The 22,310-nt window shown below is 66.6% G+C and carries 13 protein-coding genes; 5 read left to right on the top strand and 8 right to left on the bottom strand.

Going from position 1 to position 22,310, the window contains the following annotated elements:
- The first annotated feature begins 204 nt into the window (after positions 1 to 204).
- The gene (locus tag ACQR1H_RS11785; RefSeq protein ID WP_434845938.1) at positions 205 to 2,445 is read left to right on the top strand and encodes a TonB-dependent receptor domain-containing protein; all 2,241 of its coding nucleotides are present in this window, start codon (positions 205 to 207) and stop codon (positions 2,443 to 2,445) included.
- Positions 2,446 to 2,488: 43 nt separating this feature from the next.
- On the opposite strand, the gene ACQR1H_RS11780 is transcribed toward ACQR1H_RS11785, so the two are convergent.
- Positions 2,489 to 3,655, bottom strand: coding sequence for a trans-sulfuration enzyme family protein (locus tag ACQR1H_RS11780; protein WP_315800146.1), 1,167 nt, complete (start codon positions 3,653 to 3,655; stop codon positions 2,489 to 2,491).
- A 104-nt stretch (positions 3,656 to 3,759) separates the two neighbouring features.
- Positions 3,760 to 5,007 carry a LysM peptidoglycan-binding domain-containing protein gene (locus ACQR1H_RS11775; RefSeq protein WP_434883138.1) on the bottom strand — a complete coding sequence of 416 codons (1,248 nt, stop codon included), beginning with the start codon at positions 5,005 to 5,007 and terminating at the stop codon, positions 3,760 to 3,762.
- 877 nt (positions 5,008 to 5,884) lie between these two features.
- Between ACQR1H_RS11775 and ACQR1H_RS11770 the strand changes: the two genes are divergently transcribed.
- Positions 5,885 to 8,035 (top strand): methyl-accepting chemotaxis protein, encoded by a 2,151-nt coding sequence (locus tag ACQR1H_RS11770; protein WP_315800148.1) that lies wholly within the window; start codon positions 5,885 to 5,887, stop codon positions 8,033 to 8,035.
- 12 nt (positions 8,036 to 8,047) lie between these two features.
- On the opposite strand, the gene ACQR1H_RS11765 is transcribed toward ACQR1H_RS11770, so the two are convergent.
- Positions 8,048 to 8,602, bottom strand: coding sequence for a DUF3124 domain-containing protein (locus ACQR1H_RS11765; RefSeq protein WP_434839476.1), 555 nt, complete (start codon positions 8,600 to 8,602; stop codon positions 8,048 to 8,050).
- A gap of 25 nt (positions 8,603 to 8,627) precedes the next feature.
- Between ACQR1H_RS11765 and ACQR1H_RS11760 the strand changes: the two genes are divergently transcribed.
- Both ACQR1H_RS11760 and upp read left to right on the top strand, forming a co-directional pair.
- A complete protein-coding gene (locus tag ACQR1H_RS11760) occupies positions 8,628 to 10,355 on the top strand; it encodes a cation:proton antiporter (protein ID WP_434907578.1) in 1,728 nt (575 codons plus the stop codon).
- Positions 10,356 to 10,408: 53 nt separating this feature from the next.
- Complete coding sequence (gene upp / locus ACQR1H_RS11755) at positions 10,409 to 11,044, top strand: uracil phosphoribosyltransferase (protein ID WP_315800151.1); 636 nt, start codon at positions 10,409 to 10,411, stop codon at positions 11,042 to 11,044.
- Positions 11,045 to 11,055: 11 nt separating this feature from the next.
- Here the strand turns inward: upp and ACQR1H_RS11750 are convergent, their stop codons facing one another.
- The 5 genes from ACQR1H_RS11750 to ACQR1H_RS11730 all read right to left on the bottom strand — a co-directional run bounded on the left by ACQR1H_RS11750 (position 11,056) and on the right by ACQR1H_RS11730 (position 18,262).
- Complete coding sequence (locus ACQR1H_RS11750) at positions 11,056 to 11,979, bottom strand: DMT family transporter (RefSeq protein WP_434886064.1); 924 nt, start codon at positions 11,977 to 11,979, stop codon at positions 11,056 to 11,058.
- 83 nt (positions 11,980 to 12,062) lie between these two features.
- Entirely contained in the window at positions 12,063 to 12,950 is an 888-nt protein-coding gene (locus ACQR1H_RS11745) for an NAD(P)-dependent oxidoreductase (RefSeq protein WP_434872732.1), read from the bottom strand.
- Positions 12,947 to 14,081 (bottom strand): peptide chain release factor 2 gene (prfB, locus tag ACQR1H_RS11740; protein ID WP_315737783.1). Its coding sequence is split into 2 segments (ribosomal slippage): positions 12,947 to 14,011 and positions 14,013 to 14,081, totalling 1,134 coding nucleotides; the frame shifts between segments, so codons are not numbered across the junction. The genes ACQR1H_RS11745 and prfB overlap by 4 nt, the downstream gene beginning before the upstream one ends.
- Before the next feature lie 126 nt (positions 14,082 to 14,207).
- Positions 14,208 to 16,715 (bottom strand): penicillin-binding protein 1A, encoded by a 2,508-nt coding sequence (locus tag ACQR1H_RS11735; RefSeq protein ID WP_315800153.1) that lies wholly within the window; start codon positions 16,713 to 16,715, stop codon positions 14,208 to 14,210.
- Positions 16,716 to 16,945: 230 nt separating this feature from the next.
- A complete protein-coding gene (locus ACQR1H_RS11730) occupies positions 16,946 to 18,262 on the bottom strand; it encodes an N-acetylmuramoyl-L-alanine amidase (protein WP_315800433.1) in 1,317 nt (438 codons plus the stop codon).
- Between the two features lie 805 nt (positions 18,263 to 19,067).
- Between ACQR1H_RS11730 and ACQR1H_RS11725 the strand changes: the two genes are divergently transcribed.
- Positions 19,068 to 22,289, top strand: a complete 3,222-nt coding sequence (locus tag ACQR1H_RS11725) for an Rne/Rng family ribonuclease (RefSeq protein ID WP_434872731.1) — start codon at positions 19,068 to 19,070, stop codon at positions 22,287 to 22,289.
- The last annotated feature ends 21 nt before the right edge of the window (positions 22,290 to 22,310 follow it).

The raw sequence follows: 22,310 nt of genomic DNA, 5'->3' as shown, positions 1-22,310 counted from the left end.
ATCGCTGCGCCACATGCCGCCTCCGCTCTCACGGAGCCGCAGCGTGATGGCACGCACATCTTGGCATCATCAGCCGGGCGCCGTTGGCGCGTGCCCAGCTCCCGATCTCATCCGCAGATATCTGCGCAGCATCCTCCAGAGTTCTCCATGTCGAACGTCCTTTCAGGCTCAAAGCCGCCCACTGCCTCTTTACCTCCGCGACCGATGTCGTCGGCGCTGCTCGCGGCGACAGCCTTGCTGTGCTCCGCCGCTGAACCCGCCAGCGCGCGCCCCGCGGCGTCGCTGCCGACCGTCACCGTCGACCCCGCGCGTCAGCGCACGGCCAAGCCTCGTCCCCGGCCTGCGGCAAGCCGCGAGACTCACGCACCGGCCCCACACGCCACGGAAGCCGCCACGCAGCAGAAAGACACCGGCCCAACAGCTGCAAGCCGCACGCTGCCGCCGCAGGCCGGCTTCGAGCGCGGTCTCTCCTCGAGCGATTCGGCAGGCCTCGTCACCGACCTGCCGGGCGGCGCAGCCTGGGGCGCCGGCGGCGTCTCCAGCCTGCCCGCGATCAACGGCATGGGCGCCGACCGGCTCCAGGTCGCGATCAACTCGATGCTGATCTCGCCGGCCTGCCCGAACGAGATGAATCCGCCGCTGTCCTTCGTCAATCCGGCGATGATCGCAAAGATGCGCGCCTATCTCGGCATCGGCCCGGTCTCGGTCGGCGGCGACTACATCGGCAGCCGCATCGATGTCACCACCGCACCGCCCGCCTTCGCGGCGACCGACGGCTGGATCGCCAGCACCCGAATCGCCAGCTTCTTCCGCAGCAACGGCAACGACTATGGCGTCGATGCGACGGCCACGGCCGCCAACCGCGACACCAGCGTCACCTACACCGGCGGCTGGGTCAGGTCCGGCAACTACAAGGCCGGCGACGGCACCACCGTGAAGTCGACGCTGTACGAGACGCAGAACCACGCCATCAGCATCTCCAAGCGCAGCTTCGGCAACCTGTTCACGTTCCAGGTGGGCGGCCAGTTCATCCCCTACCAGGGCTATGTGAACCAGTACATGGACATGGTCTACAACCGCGGCCTGTTCGCCAACGGCCGCTACGAAGGCACGTTCGACTGGGGCCTGATCGAGGCGTCCGCCTTCGTGCATCAGATCCGGCACACGATGGGCTTCATCGCGCCCGACAAGGTCGCCTCGATGCCGATGGACACCAAGGGCCTCGACGGCGGCTACGCGATCAAGGCGACGCTGCCGGTGTCGGGCCAGGACCTCCTGCGCGTCGGCAACGAGCTTGCGCTCAACCGGCTCGACGACTGGTGGAGCCCGGTTGCCGGGTCGATGATGATGGGGCCGAACAGCTTCATCAACATCAACGGCGGACAGCGCGACCGCATCGGCACCTTCGTCGAATGGGAGCGGCACTGGGATCGGCAGTGGACGTCGATCGTCGGCCTGCGCAACGACATCGTGCGGATGAACACCGGCAACGTCTCGGGCTACAACGCGATGATGTACGGCGCCGATGCCGCGGCGTTCAACGCCGCCGACCATGCCCGGACCGACGTGCATCTCGACGGCTCCGCGCTCGTCCGCTACGAGCCCGACGCGATCAGCCAGTTCGAGCTCGGCTTCGCGCGCAAGACGCGCTCGCCGAACCTGTATGAGCGCTACGCCTGGTCGACCAATGCGATGGCGATGCAGATGATCGGCTGGTTCGGCGACGGCAACGGCTATGTCGGCAACCTCGACCTCAAGCCGGAGAAGGCGCACACCGTGAGCTTCACCGCCGGCTGGCACGATCCGGCGCAGAAGCTGTGGGACGTCAAAGTGACGCCCTATGCCAGCTACGTGCAGGACTACATCGACGTCGACCGCTGCAAAACGGCGAGCTGCCTCGCCAGCAACCCCGCCAACCTGACGACAAATACCGGCTTCGTCTATCTGCAGTTCGCCAACCACGACGCCACGCTGGTCGGCGTCAATGTCGAAGGGCGCCTGACGGTCTGGGACGACCTGACCTACGGCCACGGCCAGATCCGTGGCCTGATCGGCTACGTCAGGGGCTACCGCACCGACGGCGTCGACCTCTACCACATGATGCCGGTCAACGCGAAGCTCGCGCTCGATCATCATCTCGGCGGCTGGACCAATTCGGTCGAGCTGCAGCTCGTCGGCTCCAAGAATGTCGTGAGCCAGGTCCGCAACGAGCTGACCACGCCGTCCTACGCGCTGGTCAACCTGCGCACCGGCTACCAGTGGCAGCACGTGCGGCTCGATCTCGGCGTCGACAACCTGTTCAACCGGACCTATGACCTGCCGCTCGGCGGCGCCGATCTGGTCGACTATCAAGTGGTGTCGATGATGGGCTCATCCGCGGCCTACGGCTACGCCGTCAAGGGCCCTGGCCGGTCGCTGAATGCGCGGCTTAGCGTGAACTTCTGACGACGGGCCGGCCCGCGGCGCGAACACCGCGGGCCGGCATGTCTCAGGAGGTTTCGAGCGCGTCGAGGAATCGCGACAGGTCCTCCCACAGATCGCCCGGCTCCTCCAGCCCGATGCTCAGCCGCACCAATCCCTCCGCGGCATTCCATGCGCGCACCGTGCGATCGGCCGTGACATCCATCGGCGCAATCAGGCTGTGGGTGCCGCCCCAGGAGGCGCCGATGGCGAACAGACTGAGATGTCCGAGCGCCGGATAGATCCGCGCGGTAAACTCCGGCCTGATGACGACGCTGAACACCGTGCTCGCAGCCTTGAAGTCGCGCGCGAAGATTTCGTGGCCGGGACAGGACGGCAACGCCGGATGCAGCACGCGCGCGACCGCCGGCGACTGTTGCAGCAGCTCGGCAAACTCACGCGCGACGCGACCCGAATGCGCCATGCGGACTCCCATGGTCTCGATGCCGCGCAGCGCCAGCGCCGCCTCATCCGGCGACACGCCGATACCGAGCACGCCCAGCACGTCCTTGAGCGCCTTGCGCAAGCTCAGGTCCTTGACGGTGATCGAGCCGAGCAGCAGGTCGGAATGACCGCCGACATATTTGGTCAGCGCCTCCACCGCGAAATCGACGCCATGCGCCAGCGGCTTGAACAACAGCGGGCTCGCCCAGGTGTTGTCGCAGCCGGTGAGCACGCCGCGCACCTTTGCGGCCCGCGCGATGGCCGGAACGTCCTGCACCTCCATCGTTCCCGAGCCCGGCGATTCCAGCCAGATCAGCTTCGTGCTGGCATCGATGAGATCGCTGATGCCGCCGCCGATCAGCGGGTCGTAGACCTCATGCGAAATCCCGCGCGCGGCGAGATAGTTCGCGCACAGATGACGCACCGGCGGATAGACGTGATCGGGGATCAGCACCTTGTCGCCGGGCTTGAGCACGGCGAGCATCGTGATCGCGACCGCGGCCTGTCCAGACGGGACCAGCACGGTGCGCTCGCCACCATGCAGCGCGCTGATCTGCGCCTCCAGGGTCCGCGTCGTCGGCGTGCCATGCAGGCCATAAGTGTAACCGTCGAGACCACGCTCGGCGCGCCGCGCAAAGTCCTGCGGCTCGTCATAGACGATCGTCGAGGCGCGATGGGTCGGAACCGCCAGCGACTTGAAGCCGTCGTGCGACACGGCGGGGTGCTGAACGCAGCGGGTGAGATCGTGCATGGAAACCTCGTGAGACAATGCTGACGGCCATCTTAGCGCAACGGCGCGAGCAGCGCGCTCAGGTGCAAGCACGTACAGAAGTCAAAATCCTTTGTGCTGCGCAGCTAGCGCTTCGCCGGCAGCACGAACACCTGGCCCGGATAGATCAGATCCGGCCGGCGGATCTGCTCGCGATTGGCGCGGTAGATGACTGCGTAGCGCGTGCCCTCGCCGAGGAGACGGCGGCTGATGTGCCACAGGCTGTCGCCGCGCGACACGGTGATCGTCCTCGCGCCACTGCGCGCGGGTGAAGCGGCAACGTCCTTCAGGTCGGCCGGCGACGCGGACGCAAGCTGCGTGCGCGCGCCGGGAGCACCGCCGCTTCCCTGCCCCTGCCCCTGGCCCGCGGCCGCTGGCAGCGAGGCCGTGGTCAGCGCCTCCGGCACCTTCAACGGCACCTCGGCCCGCGCCTGCACGGCGCCGGTCTTGGCATCCACCTCGTCGAGCCGCAGCCGGTCCTTGCCGGCCCAGGCGGCATCCTTGATGGTCGTCGCGACGCGGCCATCTGCACCGGCCGTCGCGGTGTCGACCAGCCGGTCGTTGAGATAGATCCGGACGGTGGCCCCGGGCCGTGCGCGGCCGCCGACGCGCAGATTGCCGTTCGGCTCGAAGTCGACGGCCTCGACCGCGACCGCCAGCGGCACCGATGCGGCCGGCTTCGACAGCACGCGTGTCGGCTGGTCCGGCGCGATCACCGCGACGGTGGCCGGGCGCTTGCCGGCCTCGACCACCACCGCGACGCTCTGCTTGGACGAGATCTCGCGGCCGTCCGGCTGCTTGGCCCGCAACGTCAACTCGAACGTCCCGGCGGGCAGCGGCGGCGGCACCATGGAAAATTGCCCCGAGCGATCGGCCACCACTCGCGCATGCGGCTCGCCGTTGCGCAGCAACTCGACAGTGGCGCCGGGCGCCGCACGGCCGGCAACGACGGTGTCGCCCGACGGCTCCACGCTGACGACGTCGAACGACGGCCCATCGCTCTCGGCCGCCGGCGGCGCCACCGGCGCCAGCAGCGAAGCCAGTCCGCTGGCCTGTTGCTGCGCGCTGGCGAGCGCTGCCGCGGCTTGGCTCGCGCCGCCCTTGTCTGCCGCACCCGGCTCAGCCGCCGCAGCGCGCTGCGGAGCAGCGGGCGGACCGTCTGTCGGAGCGCTCGGCGCGGTCGCGCCAGTCCGGCTCGCAGACGTCCCCTCACGCTTGAAGATCGGGAGGTCGAGACCGAAGCCCTGCGCGAACGCAATGGCCAGGCCCGCGATCGCGAGCGCCGCAACGGCGCCGCCACCCCAGATCAATCGTCCGCCGTTTCCGATGCTCATGCGGTGATCCGTCCTGTGCAAACGAGGCGCGGAGACGACGGCTCCGTCAGCGGGAATCTTGCTTTGCACATAGCATCATACAGGGCGGAATGCCATTGCCCCCGCGGCTGGGGGCAGCGATAGAGCCGCCCAACTTCCCAGTCAACTTGCGAGGTGTGACTTCCCCGCGCATCGGCAAAGCGCCAATCAGCCGCGAGCCCGCAGTGTCGAACCAGGCCCCCGTTGCAGAGCATGTCTGAGAATGCGGCAGAGCCCGACAATCACAAACTTTCCTATTTCTTTTTTCCAGAAGTCGTGTATGATCCGCGCATCCCGCCTCGTTGCGAGGGGCGTACGCGTCGTCACGGACGTTGGGGCGGGATGCGGTGGACGTGGGCTGCGATGCACGACGGGCATGGCGGCCGCGAACGATGAAGTCGCGTGGTCCTGACCTCCCGATGCTGAGGCCAAGTTCGTGCCGGTGCAGATGCGCTGGTGCGGATGACGGGGGCAAGAAAGCCCGGTCCCCGGGGAGATCGCGTATAAATCGTTAAAACCATCGCGCAGGGAATGCCGGTTACGGCTTTGCCTGTGGTACCTGCCGCCTGCATTTTTTTCGCAGGCGGGCCATGGGTGAGGCCTTCACCCGGCATTCCCTGCGCCCTCGTCTCGAGGGCTCGCTGCCGAAAGCTCGGACGCCCGTGCGTCACGAGGGATTTCGCATGCTCTATTGCTGATTGTTTGAGACGGTATCCGGCTCTCGAACCATCGCAATGCACAACGCGTAGTCCTACGGTGCCCATCTTTTACGCAACATTTAACGATCGGACCGCCTTCTCGCGTTCGTCCGAAGTTCAAATTCCGAATCCGATTCAATGGGCAGGTGGAGTTCATATCCGTGCGCAAGAATCTACCGGTCACGACCCATGAATACCCGATCACCGACGAGACGCTCATCGTCTCGCGCACCGATCTGAAGGGCAAGCTGACCTATTTCAACGAGCAGTTCGTCGATGCCGCCGGCTTCACTCCCGACGAGCTGATGGGCCAGCCGCACAACATCATCCGCCATCCCGACATGCCGGAGGCGGCTTTCGCCAACCTCTGGGACACGCTGAAGCAAGGAAAGCCGTGGGCCGGCGCCGTCAAGAACCGCCGCAAGAACGGTGACTTCTACTGGGTGCAGGCGACCGCGTCGGCCATCCGCGAGAATGGCGAGATCACCGGCTACACCTCGATCCGCACCAAGCTGCCGGCTGAGCAGCGCGCCGAGGCCGAGAAGGTGTACGGGCTTCTCAACCAGAACAAGGCGCAGGACTACACCATCAGCGCGGGCATCATCCGCCGCCGCTCGGTGTTCGACCGCCTGTCGCTGTTCACGGGTACGCTCAAAGCGCGCCTGACGACCTTGGCCGCGGTGCTGGGCGTGTTCATGTTGATCATCGGCGCAGCCGGCCTGATTTCGACCCGCTCCACCAATGTCGCCATGAAGTCGCTGTACGAGGATCGCACGATTCCGCTGGCGCAATTGTTCGAGATCAACGATCGCACCTTGCAGAACATGTCGTCGCAACAGTCCGCGGCGGCGAACGGCAAGGCCGGAAAGCCGATTGACGGCATCAGGGCGCTGGTGGACGGAAACAGCGCCAGGATCACCAAGGTCTGGGCCGACTACATGGCGAGCTACCTGACCCCGGAGGAGAAGATTGTCGCCGATGCCTTCGCGATCAGGCGCAAGGCCTATCTGGAGGAAGGCATCAGGCCAGGCCTGGCTCTGCTCGAGCAGGGCAAGTTCGACGAAGCGAGCCAGCATATCGCCACCAAGGGGCATGATCTGTTCGAGGCCGCCAAGCACGAGCTCGACAAGCTCGTCGAGATCCAGGTGAAGGAAGGCAAGGCGCTCTACGAGGAGGCCGAGAGTCAATATCTGGTGGTGCTCGCGATCATTTCGGTGATGATCCTGGCGGGCATCGGAATCGGCGCCACGTTCAGCCTGCAGAGCATCCGCGCGGTGCTGCGGCCGCTCAAGGTGCTCAACGACGCGATGCAGAACATCAGCCAGGGCAAGCTCGACAACCGCATTCCGGTAGAGCGCGACGACGAGATCGGCGAGGCGCTGCGCAACCTGCAGACCGTGCAGGCCATCGTCCGCTTCAACAGCGAGGAAGTGAAGGCTGTGCAGCACTCGGCCGAGGTCAAGCGCAAGGCCGGAATGAACAAGCTCGCCAGCGAATTCGAAAGCGCGATCGGCGGCATCGTGCAGACGGTGTCCTCGGCCTCGTCCCAGCTCGAGACGTCCGCCGGCACGCTGACCTCGAACGCGACGCGCTCGCAGGAGCTCGCCACCACCGTGGCCGCCGCGTCCGAGCAGGCCGCGACGAACGTGCAGTCGGTCGCCTCGGCCACCGAGGAGCTGACCTCGTCGGTGACCGAGATCAGCCGGCAAGTCCAGGAATCGGCGCGCATCGCCAACGGCGCCGTCGATCAGGCGCGCACCACCAACGACCGCGTCAACGAGCTGTCGAAGGCGGCCGCGCGGATCGGCGACGTGGTCGAGCTGATCAACACCATCGCCGGCCAGACCAACCTGCTGGCGCTGAACGCCACCATCGAGGCGGCGCGCGCCGGGGATGCCGGCCGCGGCTTCGCGGTGGTTGCGTCCGAGGTCAAGGCGCTCGCCGAGCAGACCTCGAAGGCGACCGGCGAGATCGCCCAGCAGATCTCGGGCATCCAGGCGGCGACGCAGGAATCGGTGTCGGCGATCCGGGAGATCAGCACGACCATCGAGCGGCTGTCGGAAATCTCCTCGACCATCGCCGCCGCCGTCGAGCAGCAGGGCGCGGCGACGCAGGAGATCTCGCGCAACATCCAGGAGGCGTCGCGGGGCACCACCGAGGTCAACACCAACATCGTCGACGTCCAGCGCGGCGCCTCGCAGACCGGCTCCGCGTCGGGAAGCGTGCTGTCGGCGGCGCAGTCGCTGTCGCAGGAGAGCGACCGGCTGCGGCAGGAGGTCGACAGATTCCTCGACAACGTGCGGGCGGCCTGAGCCGCCCCGCTCTCATCGCCCGGTCAGCCGGATCGGGCGCCCCTGACTGATGAAGGCGTAGTGGCCGGCGCCGATGCCGCCGACCATCAGCGCCTCGACGACGGGCTCGGCGATCTCACCGGTCGCGGCCCAGTCGACGACGAAATTGGCGCCGGTGCCGCCGCGGGTGTCCTTGACGGGCACGAAGATCTCGACGGTCGCGAACGGCCTCAAGGCGACGGGCTCGCGCAGATGCGCCTCCACCAGCGTGCCGGCCGTGTCGTAATAGTTGATGCGCCGGACGATCAGAGGCCGCTGCTCGGAGGCGTTGTGGATGCTCAGCGTCACCGAGAAATCGGCCTGGACCCGGCCCGGGGTCATCGCGACGCTGGAATAGACGGGGACGTAGACGGCGCCCGTGACCGTGACGGGCTGCGCCGGAACTGGCGTCAGCGAGCTCGCGAAAGTCGTGGTCACGTCGTCGGCCGCCTGCGCCGCGCCGGCCGCAACAGCTGCGATGAGCAGCAGCGCGAATGCGCCGGTCCGGATGTGACAGATTGCGGGTTTCCTTGCGCGGCGGCCCGACATAAGTTGCCGCCCCGGGGGTTGCTTCATGCATGAACTGATCGGCGACATCACGCTCTGCATCCTGTTTGCGTGGGTGCTTGGACTGGCGGCGCACAGATGGCGCCAGCCCTCGATTCTCGCTTATCTGGTCGCGGGCTTCGCCATTGGCCCCTTCGGCACCGGCTGGGTCAAGTCCCAGGAGTCGATTTCCGTGATCTCGGAACTCGGCCTGATCTTCATGCTGTTCATGATCGGGCTCGAGATCGACCTCAAGAAGATCATCCGCGCCGGCCCGGTGATTCTGATTGCCGGCGGCGTCCAGCTGCTCGGCGGTGCCGCGCTCGGCATCCTGTTCTTCGTCGCGATCGGCATGCGGATGGGTGCCGAAAGCTACGACGCGCTCTATCTCTGCGTCGCCTGCGCGCTGTCCTCGACCGTCATCATCGTCAAGGTGCTGTACGAGAAGCGCGAGCTCGACACCCTGCCCGGCCGCATCACGCTCGGCGTGCTAGTTCTGCAGGACGTGTTCGCGATCCTGTTTCTGGCGGTGCAGCCGAGCCTCGACGACCTCCATGTCAGCGTGATCCTGCTGTCTTTCGCCCGCGCCGGCACGCTGGTCGCGATCGCCCTGTTGCTCAGCCGCTACGTCTTGCCGCCGGTGTTCCACCGCATCGCGCGCACCCCCGAGCTGATCCTGCTCGGCGCGCTGGCCTGGTGCTTCCTGATCGGCGAGATCGCAGAAAGGCTGCACCTGTCGCGCGAGATGGGCTCACTGGTTGCGGGCGTCTCGCTCTCGACCTTCCCCTATGCGCTCGACGTCACCGCCAAGGTCACGACCCTGCGCGATTTCTTCATCACGCTGTTCTTCGTCGCGCTCGGCATGACCATCCCGATCCCGACGCTGTCCGTGGTCGGGCTGGCGCTGGTGATCGCACTGTTCACGGTGGCGAGCCGGCTGCTGACGACGTTCACGCCGCTCTACATGATGCGGCAGGGCCTGCGCGCCGGCCTGCTGCCGGCGCTCAACCTTGCCCAGATCAGCGAATTCTCGCTGGTGGTGATCCAGACCGGCGCCGCCGCCGGCCACCTCAAGAACGGCACGTCGAGCGCGGCCTCCTTCGCCTTCGTGCTGCTCGCGGTGCTCTCGACCTTCGTCATCGTGCGCTCCGACCCGATCGCGCGGCGAAGCATCCCGCTGCTCAAGCGGCTCGGGCTGCGCGACCTCGATTCGAGCAAGGACGGCGAGGCCGGCCATGAGGGCGGGCACGGCGCCGGACGGCCGATCGTTCTCCTCGGTTTCTTCCGCACGGCCAGCGCCCTCCTCAGCGAGATCGAGCGCAACGAGCCGGCGCTGCTGGAACAGATCGGCGTGGTCGATTTCAACCCGGTCGTCTTCCGCACCCTGTCCGATCGTGGCATCCAGGTGACCTATGGCGACATCAGCAATGTCGACACGCTGATCCACGCGGGGGTCGGCCAGGCCGAGCTGATCATCCTGAGCATCCCGGACTCGCTGCTCAAGGGCGCCAACAACGAGAAGCTGGTGCGACACGTGCGCAGCATCAATGCAACGGCCAAGATCGTCGCGACCGCCGACCTGCTCGCCGACGTCAACGACCTCTACGATGCCGGCGCCGACTATGTGACCGTGCCGCGGCTCAGCGATGCGCAGGTGCTGCTCAACCTGATCCAGGACGCCAGCGCCGGGCTCCTCTCCGAGCGCCGCAGCCAGGCCGAGGCGATGCTCGCCGACCGCCGCGAGGTGCTGCCATGAGCCGGGCGCGTATCCATCTCCGACACAATCTCCGATCCCGCTGGACTTGAATCATGGCAAACACGAGCGTTCACGTCGTCGATCACCCGCTGGTCCAGCACAAGCTCTCCTTGATGCGCGAGCGTGACCGCTCGACCAAGGGCTTCCGTGAACTCCTGAACGAGATCGGCATGCTGCTGGCCTATGAGGTCACGCGCGACCTGCCGCTCGAGCTCGTCGACATCGAAACGCCGATCGCGCCGATGAAGGCGCCGAAGATCGCCGGCAAGAAGCTCACCCTGGCGCCGATCCTGCGCGCCGGCGTCGGCTTCCTCGACGGCATGCTGGCGCTGATGCCGTCCGCGCGCATCGCCCATATCGGGCTCTACCGCGATCCCAACACGCTCCAGGCCGTCGAGTACTATTTCAAGGCGCCGCAAGACCTGAGCGACCGCACGGTGATCCTGATGGACCCGATGCTCGCGACCGGCAACTCCGCCTGCGCGGCTGCCGAGCTGCTCAAGACGCGCGGCGCCCGCGACATCCGTTTCGTCTGCCTGCTGGCGGCACCAGAAGGCATCGCCAAGTTCGAGAAGGAGCATCCGGACATCCCGATCTGGACAGCGGCGATCGACGAGAAGCTGAATGACCACGCCTACATCGTGCCCGGTCTCGGCGATGCCGGCGATCGGATGTTCGGCACGAAGTGATCGTGAACGGTTCAGCAGGACGGTCGCGGTGAAAGGCGAATGACACTGAAGATGCGACCATCGATCACCAGCAGCGCACTCCCGATCACCAGCGCACCGCTGATCTCCCGCAACGAGATGCTTTCGCCGAGCACCAGCGACCCGAGCAGGATCGTCGTCAACGGAATCAACAAGGTCACCAGCATCACGTTGGTCGCCCCGGAGCGGCGCAGGATCTGGAAGAACACGATATAGGCGAATGCCGTCGACAGCGCCGCAAGGCCGATGACCGCGACCCACGTCTGCAGCCCGGGAAGCGGGAGACGCCAGGGCTGGTCGACCATGCCGGCGATGACCAGCATCATCACGCTCGAAGCCGAGAGCTGGAAGGTGGCGGTCGCGAGCGGCGGCGATTGGGCGAGATGGCGGCGCACCAGCAGTGCGGCGATGCCGTAGCTGAGCGATGCGCCAAGACCGAACAGAATGCCGTAGCCGCCGGCCGAGCCGCCGAGCCCCGATCCGCCTCGCAGGATCACGACGCCGACGAGGCCCACGATCAGGCCCGCAGCCCGCCGGACCGACAGCCTTTCCTCCCCCGCGGCAGCCATTACCACGATGGTGAACAGCGGCGTGGTCGCGTTGAGCACCGCGGCAAGACCGGAGGTGATGAACGTCTGGCCGATCACGATCAAGCAGAACGGCACGACATTGTTGAACAGCGCCACGGCGAGGAACGGCAGCCAACCGACAATCCCCCTGGGAAAACCGAGCCCGCGCAGGCGCGCCACCGGCAGCAGAATCGCAGCCGCCAGCACGATGCGCAGCAGCACCAGCGTCAGCGGCGGCAATTCCTTCAAGGCGAGGCCGTTGAAGATGAACGACCCGCTCCACAGCAGCGAGAGCAGGCCGAGCAGCGACCAGTCCCGCGCGTCCATGCTCTCGTTCTGGGATGTCATCACGGCAACCGTGGTTCAATGTCGGCGTGAACGTTGCAAATAGGGCCGAGCGTGATCCACCCGCTTTCCGTCAGCGTCGCGCTCTACGGCGGGTCTTTCGGCCGCGAGATCAGCTCGATCATGCGGCCTTCGTCCTCATCCGGCATCGCCGCCTTCGCCCGCGCATAGGCGTCGACGGCCGCCTGGGCCATGACTGGGCGCTCACCGAGCAGTTCCTCGGCGAGCTGCAGCGCATAGGCTGCATCCTTGTGACGGAGTGCTGCGGTGAAGCTCGCGTCGGCGAAGTTGCGCGCGACCATGCGCGGGGCGTGGCGCAGCACCTGCGGGCTCGCCGCGACGCCGCCCTGGATCGCCTCGAGCACGAGATTCATGTCGAGCCCGGCCTGCTCGGCGATCGCGAGCCCCTCGGCGAGACCCGCGATCTGCATCGCGCCAAGCAGGTTGTTGATCAGCTTGTAGACGGTCCCGGTGCCCACCGGTCCGAAATGGCGAATGGTCGAGCCGATCGGCGCCAGATAGGGCCGCGCGCGGTCGAGATCGGCGGCGTCGGCGCCGATCAGCAGGGTCAGCTTGCCGCTTGCGGCCGCGTCGGGCAGCCCGGTCACCGGACAGTCGAGATATGTCACGCCGCGCGCATTCAGCTCGCGCGACAGGCGCAGCGTATGATCACGCGATACGGTCGAACATTCGATCGCAATCGTGCCGACCCGCATGGTGGCGGCGGCGCCATCCGGCCCGAGCCACACCGCGCGCGAGGCGTCGTCATCCGCAACCATGGTGACGACGGCGACGGCATCGATCGCCGCATCGGCCGGCGAGGTCGACCAGCGCGCGCCGCGCGCGATCATATCCTCGGCCTTTGCCTTGTTGCGATTCCAGACCGCCACGGAATAGCCGGCATCGAGATAGCGACCGGCCATGCCGTGGCCCATCCGCCCGAGCCCGATGAAGGCAACGCGCGCCGCGCTCAATCCACGTCCTCGATTGCGGCGCCCGGCGTCGTGCCGAACGCGCGCTGTGCCAGCGTCGCGGCCATGAACTCGTCGAGATCGCCGTCGAGCACGCCTGCGGTGTCCGACGTCTGCACGCCGGTGCGCAGATCCTTCACCATCTGATAGGGCTGCAGCACGTAGGAGCGGATTTGGTGGCCCCAGCCGATCTCGGTCTTGGCCGCCTGATCCGCCGCCGCCTTCTCCTCGCGCTTCTTCAGCTCGATCTCGTAGAGCCGCGCGCGCAACATGTCCCAGGCCTGGGCCCGGTTCTTGTGCTGTGAGCGGCCGGCCTGGCAGACCACCGCGACACCGGTCGGGATGTGCGTCAGCCGCACCGCCGATTCGGTCTTGTTGACGTGCTGGCCGCCGGCGCCGCCCGACCGCATCGTGTCGACACGGACGTCGGACTCCTTGATGTCGATCTTGATGCTGTCGTCGATAACCGGGAAGATCTGCACCGAAGAGAACGAGGTGTGGCGCCGCGCATTCGAATCGAACGGCGAGATCCGGACCAGGCGATGCACGCCGGCTTCCGTCTTCAGCCAGCCATAGGCGTTGTGCCCGGAAATCTGGATGGTCGCCGACTTGATACCGGCCTCTTCACCCAGCGATTCCTCGAGATACTCGACCTTGAAGCCGTGGGTCTCGGCCCAGCGCGTGTACATGCGCAACAGCATCTGCGCCCAGTCCTGGCTCTCGGTGCCGCCGGCGCCGGCATGGACCTCGAGATAGGTGTCGAACTTGTCGGCCTCGCCGGACAGGAGCGCCTCGAGTTCGCGCCGCGCGACCTCCTTCTTCAGCTCCTTCAGCGCATTCTCGGCTTCAGTGACGACGCCGGGATCGTTCTCGGCCTCGCCAAGCTCGATCATCTCGATGTTGTCGCTGAGCTCTCGCTCGACCTTGCCAATGCCTGTGAGCGAGTCCTCCAGCGAGGTCCGCTCCTGCATCAGCCGCTGAGCTTTTTGGGGGTCGTTCCAGAGATTGGGGTCTTCGGCGAGCTTGTTCAGCTCGGCCAGCCTTGCCGTCGATGTCTCGACGTCAAAGATGCCTCCTCAGCAGCCCGACCGACTGCTTGATCTCTTCTACGATTTTCTCGATTTCCGCGCGCATGTCGCTCTCTTCAGGCCGCGGCTCGAAGCGCCGCAGCATCGTCTCTCACAGGGGGATGTAACGGCGCTCGGCGCAAAGCGCAATCGCTCTGCACCGCACCGGCGTCAGTTTCAGCCGGCGCAATGCCTAATAGAGGCTTCCCGTACCTGGACGGATGATGAAGCTGCCTGCATCAGGCTGGCCGCCGCTCTGCGACGGCATCACGCGTCCATCGGCGTCGGCGACACCGATGACGGAGTAGTTGTCCGGGGGCGCCGTACCCGGTTTGAACGCTTCCATGATCGTGCGGCCGCCGTCGCCAGGGCTCGCGCGCATGCCCGTCTTGGCATCGACACGGACCAGCTTGATGCCGGCCGGGATCTTGAAGGGCGTGGCCGGCTTGTCGGCCAGCGCGAGCTTCATGAAGTCTTTTGCGATCGGCGCGGCCAGATGACCGCCGGTCGCAGCATTACCCCTACCGAGCGGCCGGGGCTTGTCGTAACCCATGTAGATCGCGACGGCGAGGTCCGGCGAGAAGCCGACGAACCATGCGTCCTTGGCCTCGTTGGTGGTGCCCGTCTTGCCGGCGATCGGCTTGCCGACCTCCTTCAGCACGGTCGCCGTGCCCGCCTGCACCACGCCCTCGAGCATCGAGGTGATCTGGTAGGCCGTCATCGTATCCAGAACCTGCTCCCGGCGGTCGACCAGCTGCGGCTCGCTCTGGTTCTTCCAGCCGTCCGGGGCGTCGCAGCCGCGGCACTCCCGGGCATCATGCTTGAAGATGGTGTGGCCGTAGCGGTCCTGGATGCGGTCGATCAAGGTCGGCTTCACCCGACGGCCGCCATTGGCGATCATTGAATAGGCGGTGACCATGCGCATGGCCGTGGTTTCGCCGGCGCCGAGGGCGTAGGACAAGTAATTCGGCAGCTCGTCATAGACTCCGAACCGCTTGGCGTATTCGGAAATCAGCGGCATGCCGACGTCCTGCGCCAGACGCACGGTCACCGTGTTCAGCGACAGACGCAGCGCGTTGCGCAAGGTCGTGGGCCCGAGATATTTCCCGTTGGAGAAGTTGTCGGGGCGCCAGACCTGCCCGCCCTGCCCCTGGTCGATCTCGATCGGTGCGTCGACGACCTGGGTCGACGGCGTATAGCCGTTGTCGAGCGCCGAAGAATAGACGATCGGCTTGAATGACGATCCGGGCTGCCGGTAGGCCTGCGTTGCGCGGTTGAACTGGCTCTGGTCGAAGGAGAAGCCGCCGACCATCGCGAGCACACGGCCGGTGTTCGGGTCCATGGCAACCATCGCGCCGGACACTTCGGGCAGTTGCTCGAGGCGATACTGGCCTTCGACCGGATTGCCTTCCTTGTACAGCGGATCGGCATAGATCACGTCGCCCGGCTGCAGCACCTGGGCGACCGACGTCGGCACCTTGCCGCGGCCGTTGGCCGTCGCAGCCCGCGCCCATTTCACGCCGTCAAGCGTGATCAGGCCGGTCTGGCGTTCCTTGCTGACGGCGCCGCCGAGTTCGCGCGGCGGCTGGAAGCCGATGCGGGCGGACTGGTCACTGGTCTCGAGCACTACGGCCATCCGCCAGGGCGAGATGTCGGAGAGCGACTTGATATCGGCGAGCTTCACACCCCAATCACCCGACGTGTCGAGCTTGGAGACGGCTCCGCGATAGCCCTGCTCCTGGTCGTACCTCACGAGTCCGGCGACCATGGCCTTGCGCGCCATGACCTGGATCTTCGGATCGAGCGTCGTCCGGACCGACAGGCCGCCCTCGTAGAGCTTCTTCTCGCCATAGCGCTCGAAGATGTCACGGCGCACTTCCTCGGCGAAATATTCACCCGCGAAGATGTGGGCGCCGGTGTTGCGGCTCGCGATCGTCAGCGGATCCTTGCGCGCCTTGTCGGCGTCGGCCTGCTTGATCCAGCCGTTCTCGAGCAGACGATCGACGACGTAGTTGCGGCGCTCGATGGCACGGTCGCGGTTCCGGATCGGATGCAGGCTGCCCGGCATCTTCGGCAGAGCCGCCAGATAGGCGGCCTCGGCCACCGTCAGTTCGTTGACCGACTTGTCGAAATAGACCAGCGACGCCGCGGCGATGCCGTAGGCGCCGGAGCCGAGATAGATCTCGTTGAGATAGAGCTCGAGAATCTTGTCCTTCGAGTAGGTGCGCTCGATGCGCATCGCCAGCAGCGCTTCCTTGATCTTGCGGGCGAACGACACCTCGTTGGTCAACAGGAAGTTCTTGGCGACCTGCTGGGTGATGGTGGAGGCGCCCTGCGGCCGGCGGTTCGAACCGAAGTTCTGGGCGTAGACCACGGCAGCGCGCGCCATGCCGGTGAAATCGATGCCGCCATGCTCATAGAAGTTCTTGTCCTCGGCGGCGAGGAAGGCGTTGATCACGAGCTTGGGAACCGCCTGGATCGGCAGGTACAGCCGGCGCTCCCGGGCATATTCACCGACCAGCGAGCCGTCGACCGCGTGCACGCGCGTCATCACCGGCGGCTCATAATCCTGCAGCTGGGAGTAGTCAGGCAGATCCTTGGAAAAATGCCAGATCAGGCCGGCCGCTGCTGCCACACCGACCAGGAACAAGACGGTACCGGCCGCGAACAGGAAGCCCAAAAACCGCACCAGAAAGCGCATCGGCGAATATCCGTTCCAACTCTTGTTTCGTCTCTCGGCTCGGACGCGGCGCACCCACGGGCGCTACCGCCAAAAATCACACGGTCGGCTGCAATGCCGCGTGACCCATGCCAGAGAAACGCATGGTCAAGCCTATCAGCGGTCAAGCCTATCACAAGTCTGCCGAGAAGGAATCCTCACTGATTCCGGGTGCCTCGCAGCACGTTTATACGGATGTTGCTGTGGCCAAACTAGGGCTTTGCGCGGACCGCCACCGGCTTGTCCGGCCTCTCGGGGCCCGCATTGGCAATGCGCTTGGCCAGAAAGGCATCGATCGCCCGCGCCATTGCGTCCGCCGTGCGCGACCGCCATGCGTCGGAGACCAGGTTCCCCATATCGCCCTTATTGGAGACATAGCCGAGTTCGACCAGCACGGATGGCACGTCGGGCGCCTTGAGGACGCGGAAACCGGCCGATTTCAGCGGGCGCTTATGCATATGCACCGCCGTCTTCATGTCGTTCATCAGCACACGGGCGAACCTGTTGGAAAACGTGCGTGTTTCCCGGCGGGCCAGATCGATCAGGATGTCGGCGACGTCGGCCGGCTCCTCTGTCAGATTGACCCCGCCGATCTGGTCGGCGCGGTTCTCGGTCTCGGCCAGCCGTTCCGCCTCGACGTCGGACGCCTTGTCCGACAGCGTGTAGATGGTCGCGCCCTGCGCAGTGCCCTCACCCCGCGGCAGCGCGTCGGCGTGGATGGAGACGAACAGAGCCGCCGATTGCTTCTGGGCGATGCGGACCCGGTCTCCGAGCGGGATGAAGGTGTCGTCGTCGCGGGTCATGACCACGCGGAACTTGCCCGACCGTTCCAGCCGGTCGCGCAGCGCCTGGCCGAAGGCGAGCACCAGATTCTTCTCCGGCACCTCGCCGCCCTGCGTGCCGTAGTCGATACCTCCATGACCGGGGTCGATCACGACCACGGGCCGGGTGTCCGGCGGGCCATCCGTCGGAGGGGTGGCGATGGCGACCGTCGTCGGCGGCGGCCGGACTGCCGGCGCGGGGTTCCCTGCGACCGCGACGGACGCCGTCGCGGAACCCGAATCGGCAGGCCTGGCCCGGCTGTCGCTGCCGATGGCGCGGGCGAAAGTCGCCTCGTCGACCTCCTCCAGTTCGAGCACCAGCCGCGGCGGCTGGCCGTTGGCGGCATCCAGCACCGTGGAGTTGGCGATTCGGGCCGGGCCGGTGAGATCGAAGACGATGCGGGACCCACCAGGCATCACCATCCCATAGCGGAACGCCTTCACCAGACCACGGCCGCTGGTCCCGGCTCCCGTGGGCAGATGAAAGCTGACCTGGGGCAGGTCGACGACGACGCGATAGGGTTCGCTGAGCAGGAAGGCTCGAAACGGCACCGTCCGGTCGAGATCGAGCACGAATCGGGTCTGTCGGGAATCGCCGGCGACCCGTGCATCGGTGGCGATCGGGAACCCGGGCCCGACTACGGCAGGCGGAACCTGGCCGACCGGCCCGCTCTGGGCGCGGGCCGGAATGGCGGCCGCGCATAACATTTGCGTGACGCACAGTGACGCGCATCCCAGCAAGGAAAGGTAATTCGCCCGGCCAACTGCCAAATCGATGCCTCCGCGGGATCGTCTTACCGCAACCAATCCCAGGGGTTAATCGCCAAATTTTGTCATTTTCGTTAAAGGCCACCGATTGTTGCGGTTCCGCGACGCTTCGCTTGCGCGACCTGACCATTCCTCGTATGTACGAAGGGCTGAAGGCTAATCCTTACTGCCGGTTGTGTCGCGTTCAACCTCCGGTGAAACGCCGGAAGCTTCGTGATCGGGGTGCTCGGTATCGAGTCCTTGATCGTGGCGGAGATTCCAGCGCCTTTCCGACGCTCCACCAAAGCCTGCGCGATCCCGCGCGGCCGCAACGGAGAGCCGGTCACGAGCCGAGTGGCGCCTGTCAGGGCGCCTCCTCGCAGAGACCGCCCGGGCACCAGGTCAGACACGGTATAGCCTGATACCGCGCCCGTGACAGGGTGGGTATTCGATCCAGGCAAGCGTTTCGGCGCAATCTGGCCTTCGGCAACAGAGAAGGCGGCACCCGCTGCCGCCCACATATTCCAGACGGGCCGACGCTTGATGCGCCAGACTGAGTTGCCAACCATGACCAGCGGACGATCCGCGCCGATGCGGGGCCAGACCCCCGCCCGGCCAATCGCCCCGCCGGCATCAGGGTTGGCGCGGCGCGACCAGCTGCGTTTAGGCCTTCCCCTCACCCCCGAATCAGGTGGACCGTCGCGTCATCCGACAGCGCGCCACGCGCTCGCGGCCAATCGCGCCCGTCGCCTCCAAGAGTTCCAATATGCCCAACAAGATGTTGATCGATGCTACCCACCCGGAAGAGACCCGGGTCGTTGTCGTCCGCGGCAACCGCGTCGAGGAATTTGATTTCGAAACGGCCCAACGCAAGCAGCTCCGCGGCAACATCTACCTCGCCAAGGTTACCCGCGTTGAGCCCTCGCTGCAGGCCGCCTTCGTCGAGTATGGCGGCAACCGCCACGGCTTCCTCGCCTTCAGCGAAATCCATCCGGACTACTATCAGATCCCAGTCGCCGACCGGCAGGCTCTGATCGAAGCCGAGGAGCGCGCGCACCGCGAAGCCGAAGAGGAAAGCGAGAACCGCTCCAATCGCCGCCGCAACCGGCACCGCAGTTCACGGCGCCGCGGCAGCGGCGAACGCGTCCAGAGCGAGATCGTCGAGGCCGCCGAGGCGGGCCTCCCTGCCCAGACCGAGGGGCATGAGGCCGACCACGAGGCGCCTGAGCACCACGCCTATGCGCAGGACGATCAGCCGCACGCCGACGCGACCGAGGCGCAAGGCTTCTCCGAGGGCCCGGTCGAGACCCACGACCAGGACGCGCCGGGCGAAGCTCAACAAGGCGCAGCCGACGAATCGCACGGCCATGCCGAAGAACCGCATGATGCCGTCGCCGCGCAGGCCCACGACGCCGCCGAGCAGCCCACTGGCGAAGTCGCGCAGACCGGCGACGCGCCCGCCACCGAGGCAGCCAGCCCCGTCCTCGGAGCGGACGAGCACGCCGACGAGCATGACCATGAGAGCCACGGTCATGACGAGCATCATGATGGCGAGCACGAGCATGATGAGCTCGATCATCACGAGCACGACCATCACGAGCATGATCACGATGAGCACGATCACGACGATGACGTCGCTCCCATGGCCGAGCACGCGGATCACGGCGTCACCATCGTGCCCGGCGACGAGAACGGCTCTGAGGCCGTGTCCGGCGACCACGAGGACGACGAGGACGACGGCGAGGAGATCGAGGAAGAGCTCGTCGAATCCGTCGGCGGCGACGACGTGCTGGAAGAAGTGCCGGAGCGCACCTTCCGTCCGCGCCGGCAGTACAAGATCCAGGAGGTCATCAAGCGCCGCCAGGTGATGCTGGTGCAGGTCGTGAAGGAGGAGCGCGGCAACAAGGGCGCCGCGCTGACGACCTATCTGTCGCTCGCCGGCCGCTACGCCGTGCTGATGCCCAACACCGCCCGCGGCGGCGGCATAAGCCGCAAGATCACCTCCGCGCAGGACCGCTCGCGCTTGAAGGAAGTGGTGCAGGACCTCGACGTGCCCGAGGGCATGGGCGTGATCCTGCGCACCGCCGGCGCCAACCGCACCAAGCCCGAGATCAAGCGCGACTTCGAATATCTGCTGCGGCTGTGGGAAACGGTCCGCGACATGACCTTGAAGTCGCAGGCGCCGACGCTGGTCTACGAGGAAGGCTCGCTGATCAAGCGCTCGCTGCGCGACCTCTACAACAAGGAGATCGACGAGATCCTGGTGGCCGGTGAAGACGGCTACCGCGAGGCGCACGACTTCATGAAGATGCTGATGCCGACCAACGTCCGGGCGGTGAAACAGTATCGCGACGGCCAGCCGCTGTTCTCGCGGATGGGCGTCGAGAGCCAGCTCGACGCGATGTTCTCTCCGACCGTGCAGCTGCGCTCCGGCGGCTATATCGTGCTCAACCAGACCGAGGCGCTGGTCTCGATCGACGTGAACTCCGGCCGCGCCACGCGCGAGCATCACATCGAGGACACCGCTCTCAAGACCAATATGGAGGCGGCCGAGGAAGTGGCGCGGCAGCTCCGTTTGCGCGACCTCGCCGGGCTGATCGTCATCGACTTCATCGACATGGACGAGAAGCGCAACAACCGCTCCGTCGAGCGCAAGCTGTCGGACTGCCTGCGGCAGGATCGCGCGCGCATCCAGGTCGGCCGGATCTCGCACTTCGGCCTGTTGGAGATGTCGCGCCAGCGCATCCGTGCCAGCGTGCTGGAAAGCTCGACCGAGCCGTGCGCGCATTGCGGCGGCACCGGCCATGTGCGCTCGGTATCCTCGGTGGCGCTGCAACTGCTGCGCAGCCTCGAAGAAACGCTGATGAAGGGCGCGACCCACAACCTCGTGGTCCGCACCCGCACCGAGGTGGCGCTCTACGTGCTGAACCACAAGCGCGGCCATCTGCGCGACCTCGAGAACAGCTTCAAGGTCTCGCTCGCCGTCATCGCCGACCCGAGCGTGAGCGGCCAGCAATCCTTCATCATCGATCGCGGCGAGCAGGTGCATACGCTCGAGGCCGCCAAGGCGCTGCTCGCGGCGCAGGCCTCCGCCCCGCCGCTGGTGGCCGAGGACATCTACGACGAGGAAGAACCGTTCGACATCGAGACGGAATCCGAGGTCGAGACCGAGGAGACCGAAGGCCTGTCCGAGGACACGGCCGACGGCAGCGCTGTCGAAGGCGAGCGGGACGGCGCGCGTCGCAAGCGGCGCCGGCGCCGGCGCGGCCGCGGCGGCGAGACCCGCGAGGGCGCGCTGCCTGAAGGAACGGCCGGACTGCAGCCCGCGGAGCCGGGCCCTGCCGCCGACCAGTCAGCCGAGGACTCCGACGGCGAAGACGACGAGTCGGAGGAACAGCCTGCGTTCGCCCAAGGCGAGCAGACGGATCAGCCTGGCGGCGAGCGGCGTCCGCGCCGGCGTGGACGTCGCGGCGGTCGCCGTCGGCGCGGTGGCGCGGAAGAAGGTCTCGCCGCGTCGATCGGCGACGAGCTCGCGCCAGCTTCGGCATCGGAGGCAGAAGCCGCCGTGGCCGATTTCGACGGCAACGGCGCTTCCCACCACGACGAGGAAGAGCCGGCAGAACCCGCGGCGCCGGTCCAGGCGTCGGCCGCAACCGAGGCCGATGAGCCCCTCGCTGGCGCCTCCGCGCCAATGCCCCAGGCTGCTCCCGGTCAACCCGAAGTGCAGCAGACCGAGGCTCCGAAGACGGAATCCGAGAAGACCCCGCGGCGTTCGACGGTTCGCGAGAAGGTCAGCTTCCTCACCGAGCCCAGGCCGGAGAGCGCGGTTTCGGCCGTCAACGTCGCCGAGAGCAGCACGCCCGCTCCGGCTGCCGACGTCGCGGCGTCCGAATCGGTTGCCACCGAGCCGGCGGCCACCGATTCCTCGTCCCCTGCGGCCCCGCGCCGGGCCGGCTGGTGGTCCCGCCGTTTCGGTGGCGGGCAGTAGCCCCCGCTCTCCGACGCTTCA

It is taken from the genome of Bradyrhizobium sp. HKCCYLRH2015 (assembly GCF_051168215.1).
Classification (GTDB): domain Bacteria; phylum Pseudomonadota; class Alphaproteobacteria; order Rhizobiales; family Xanthobacteraceae; genus Bradyrhizobium.
Note: the sequence above shows the minus strand (reverse complement) of the source record. Positions and strands in the feature narration are given on the sequence as shown.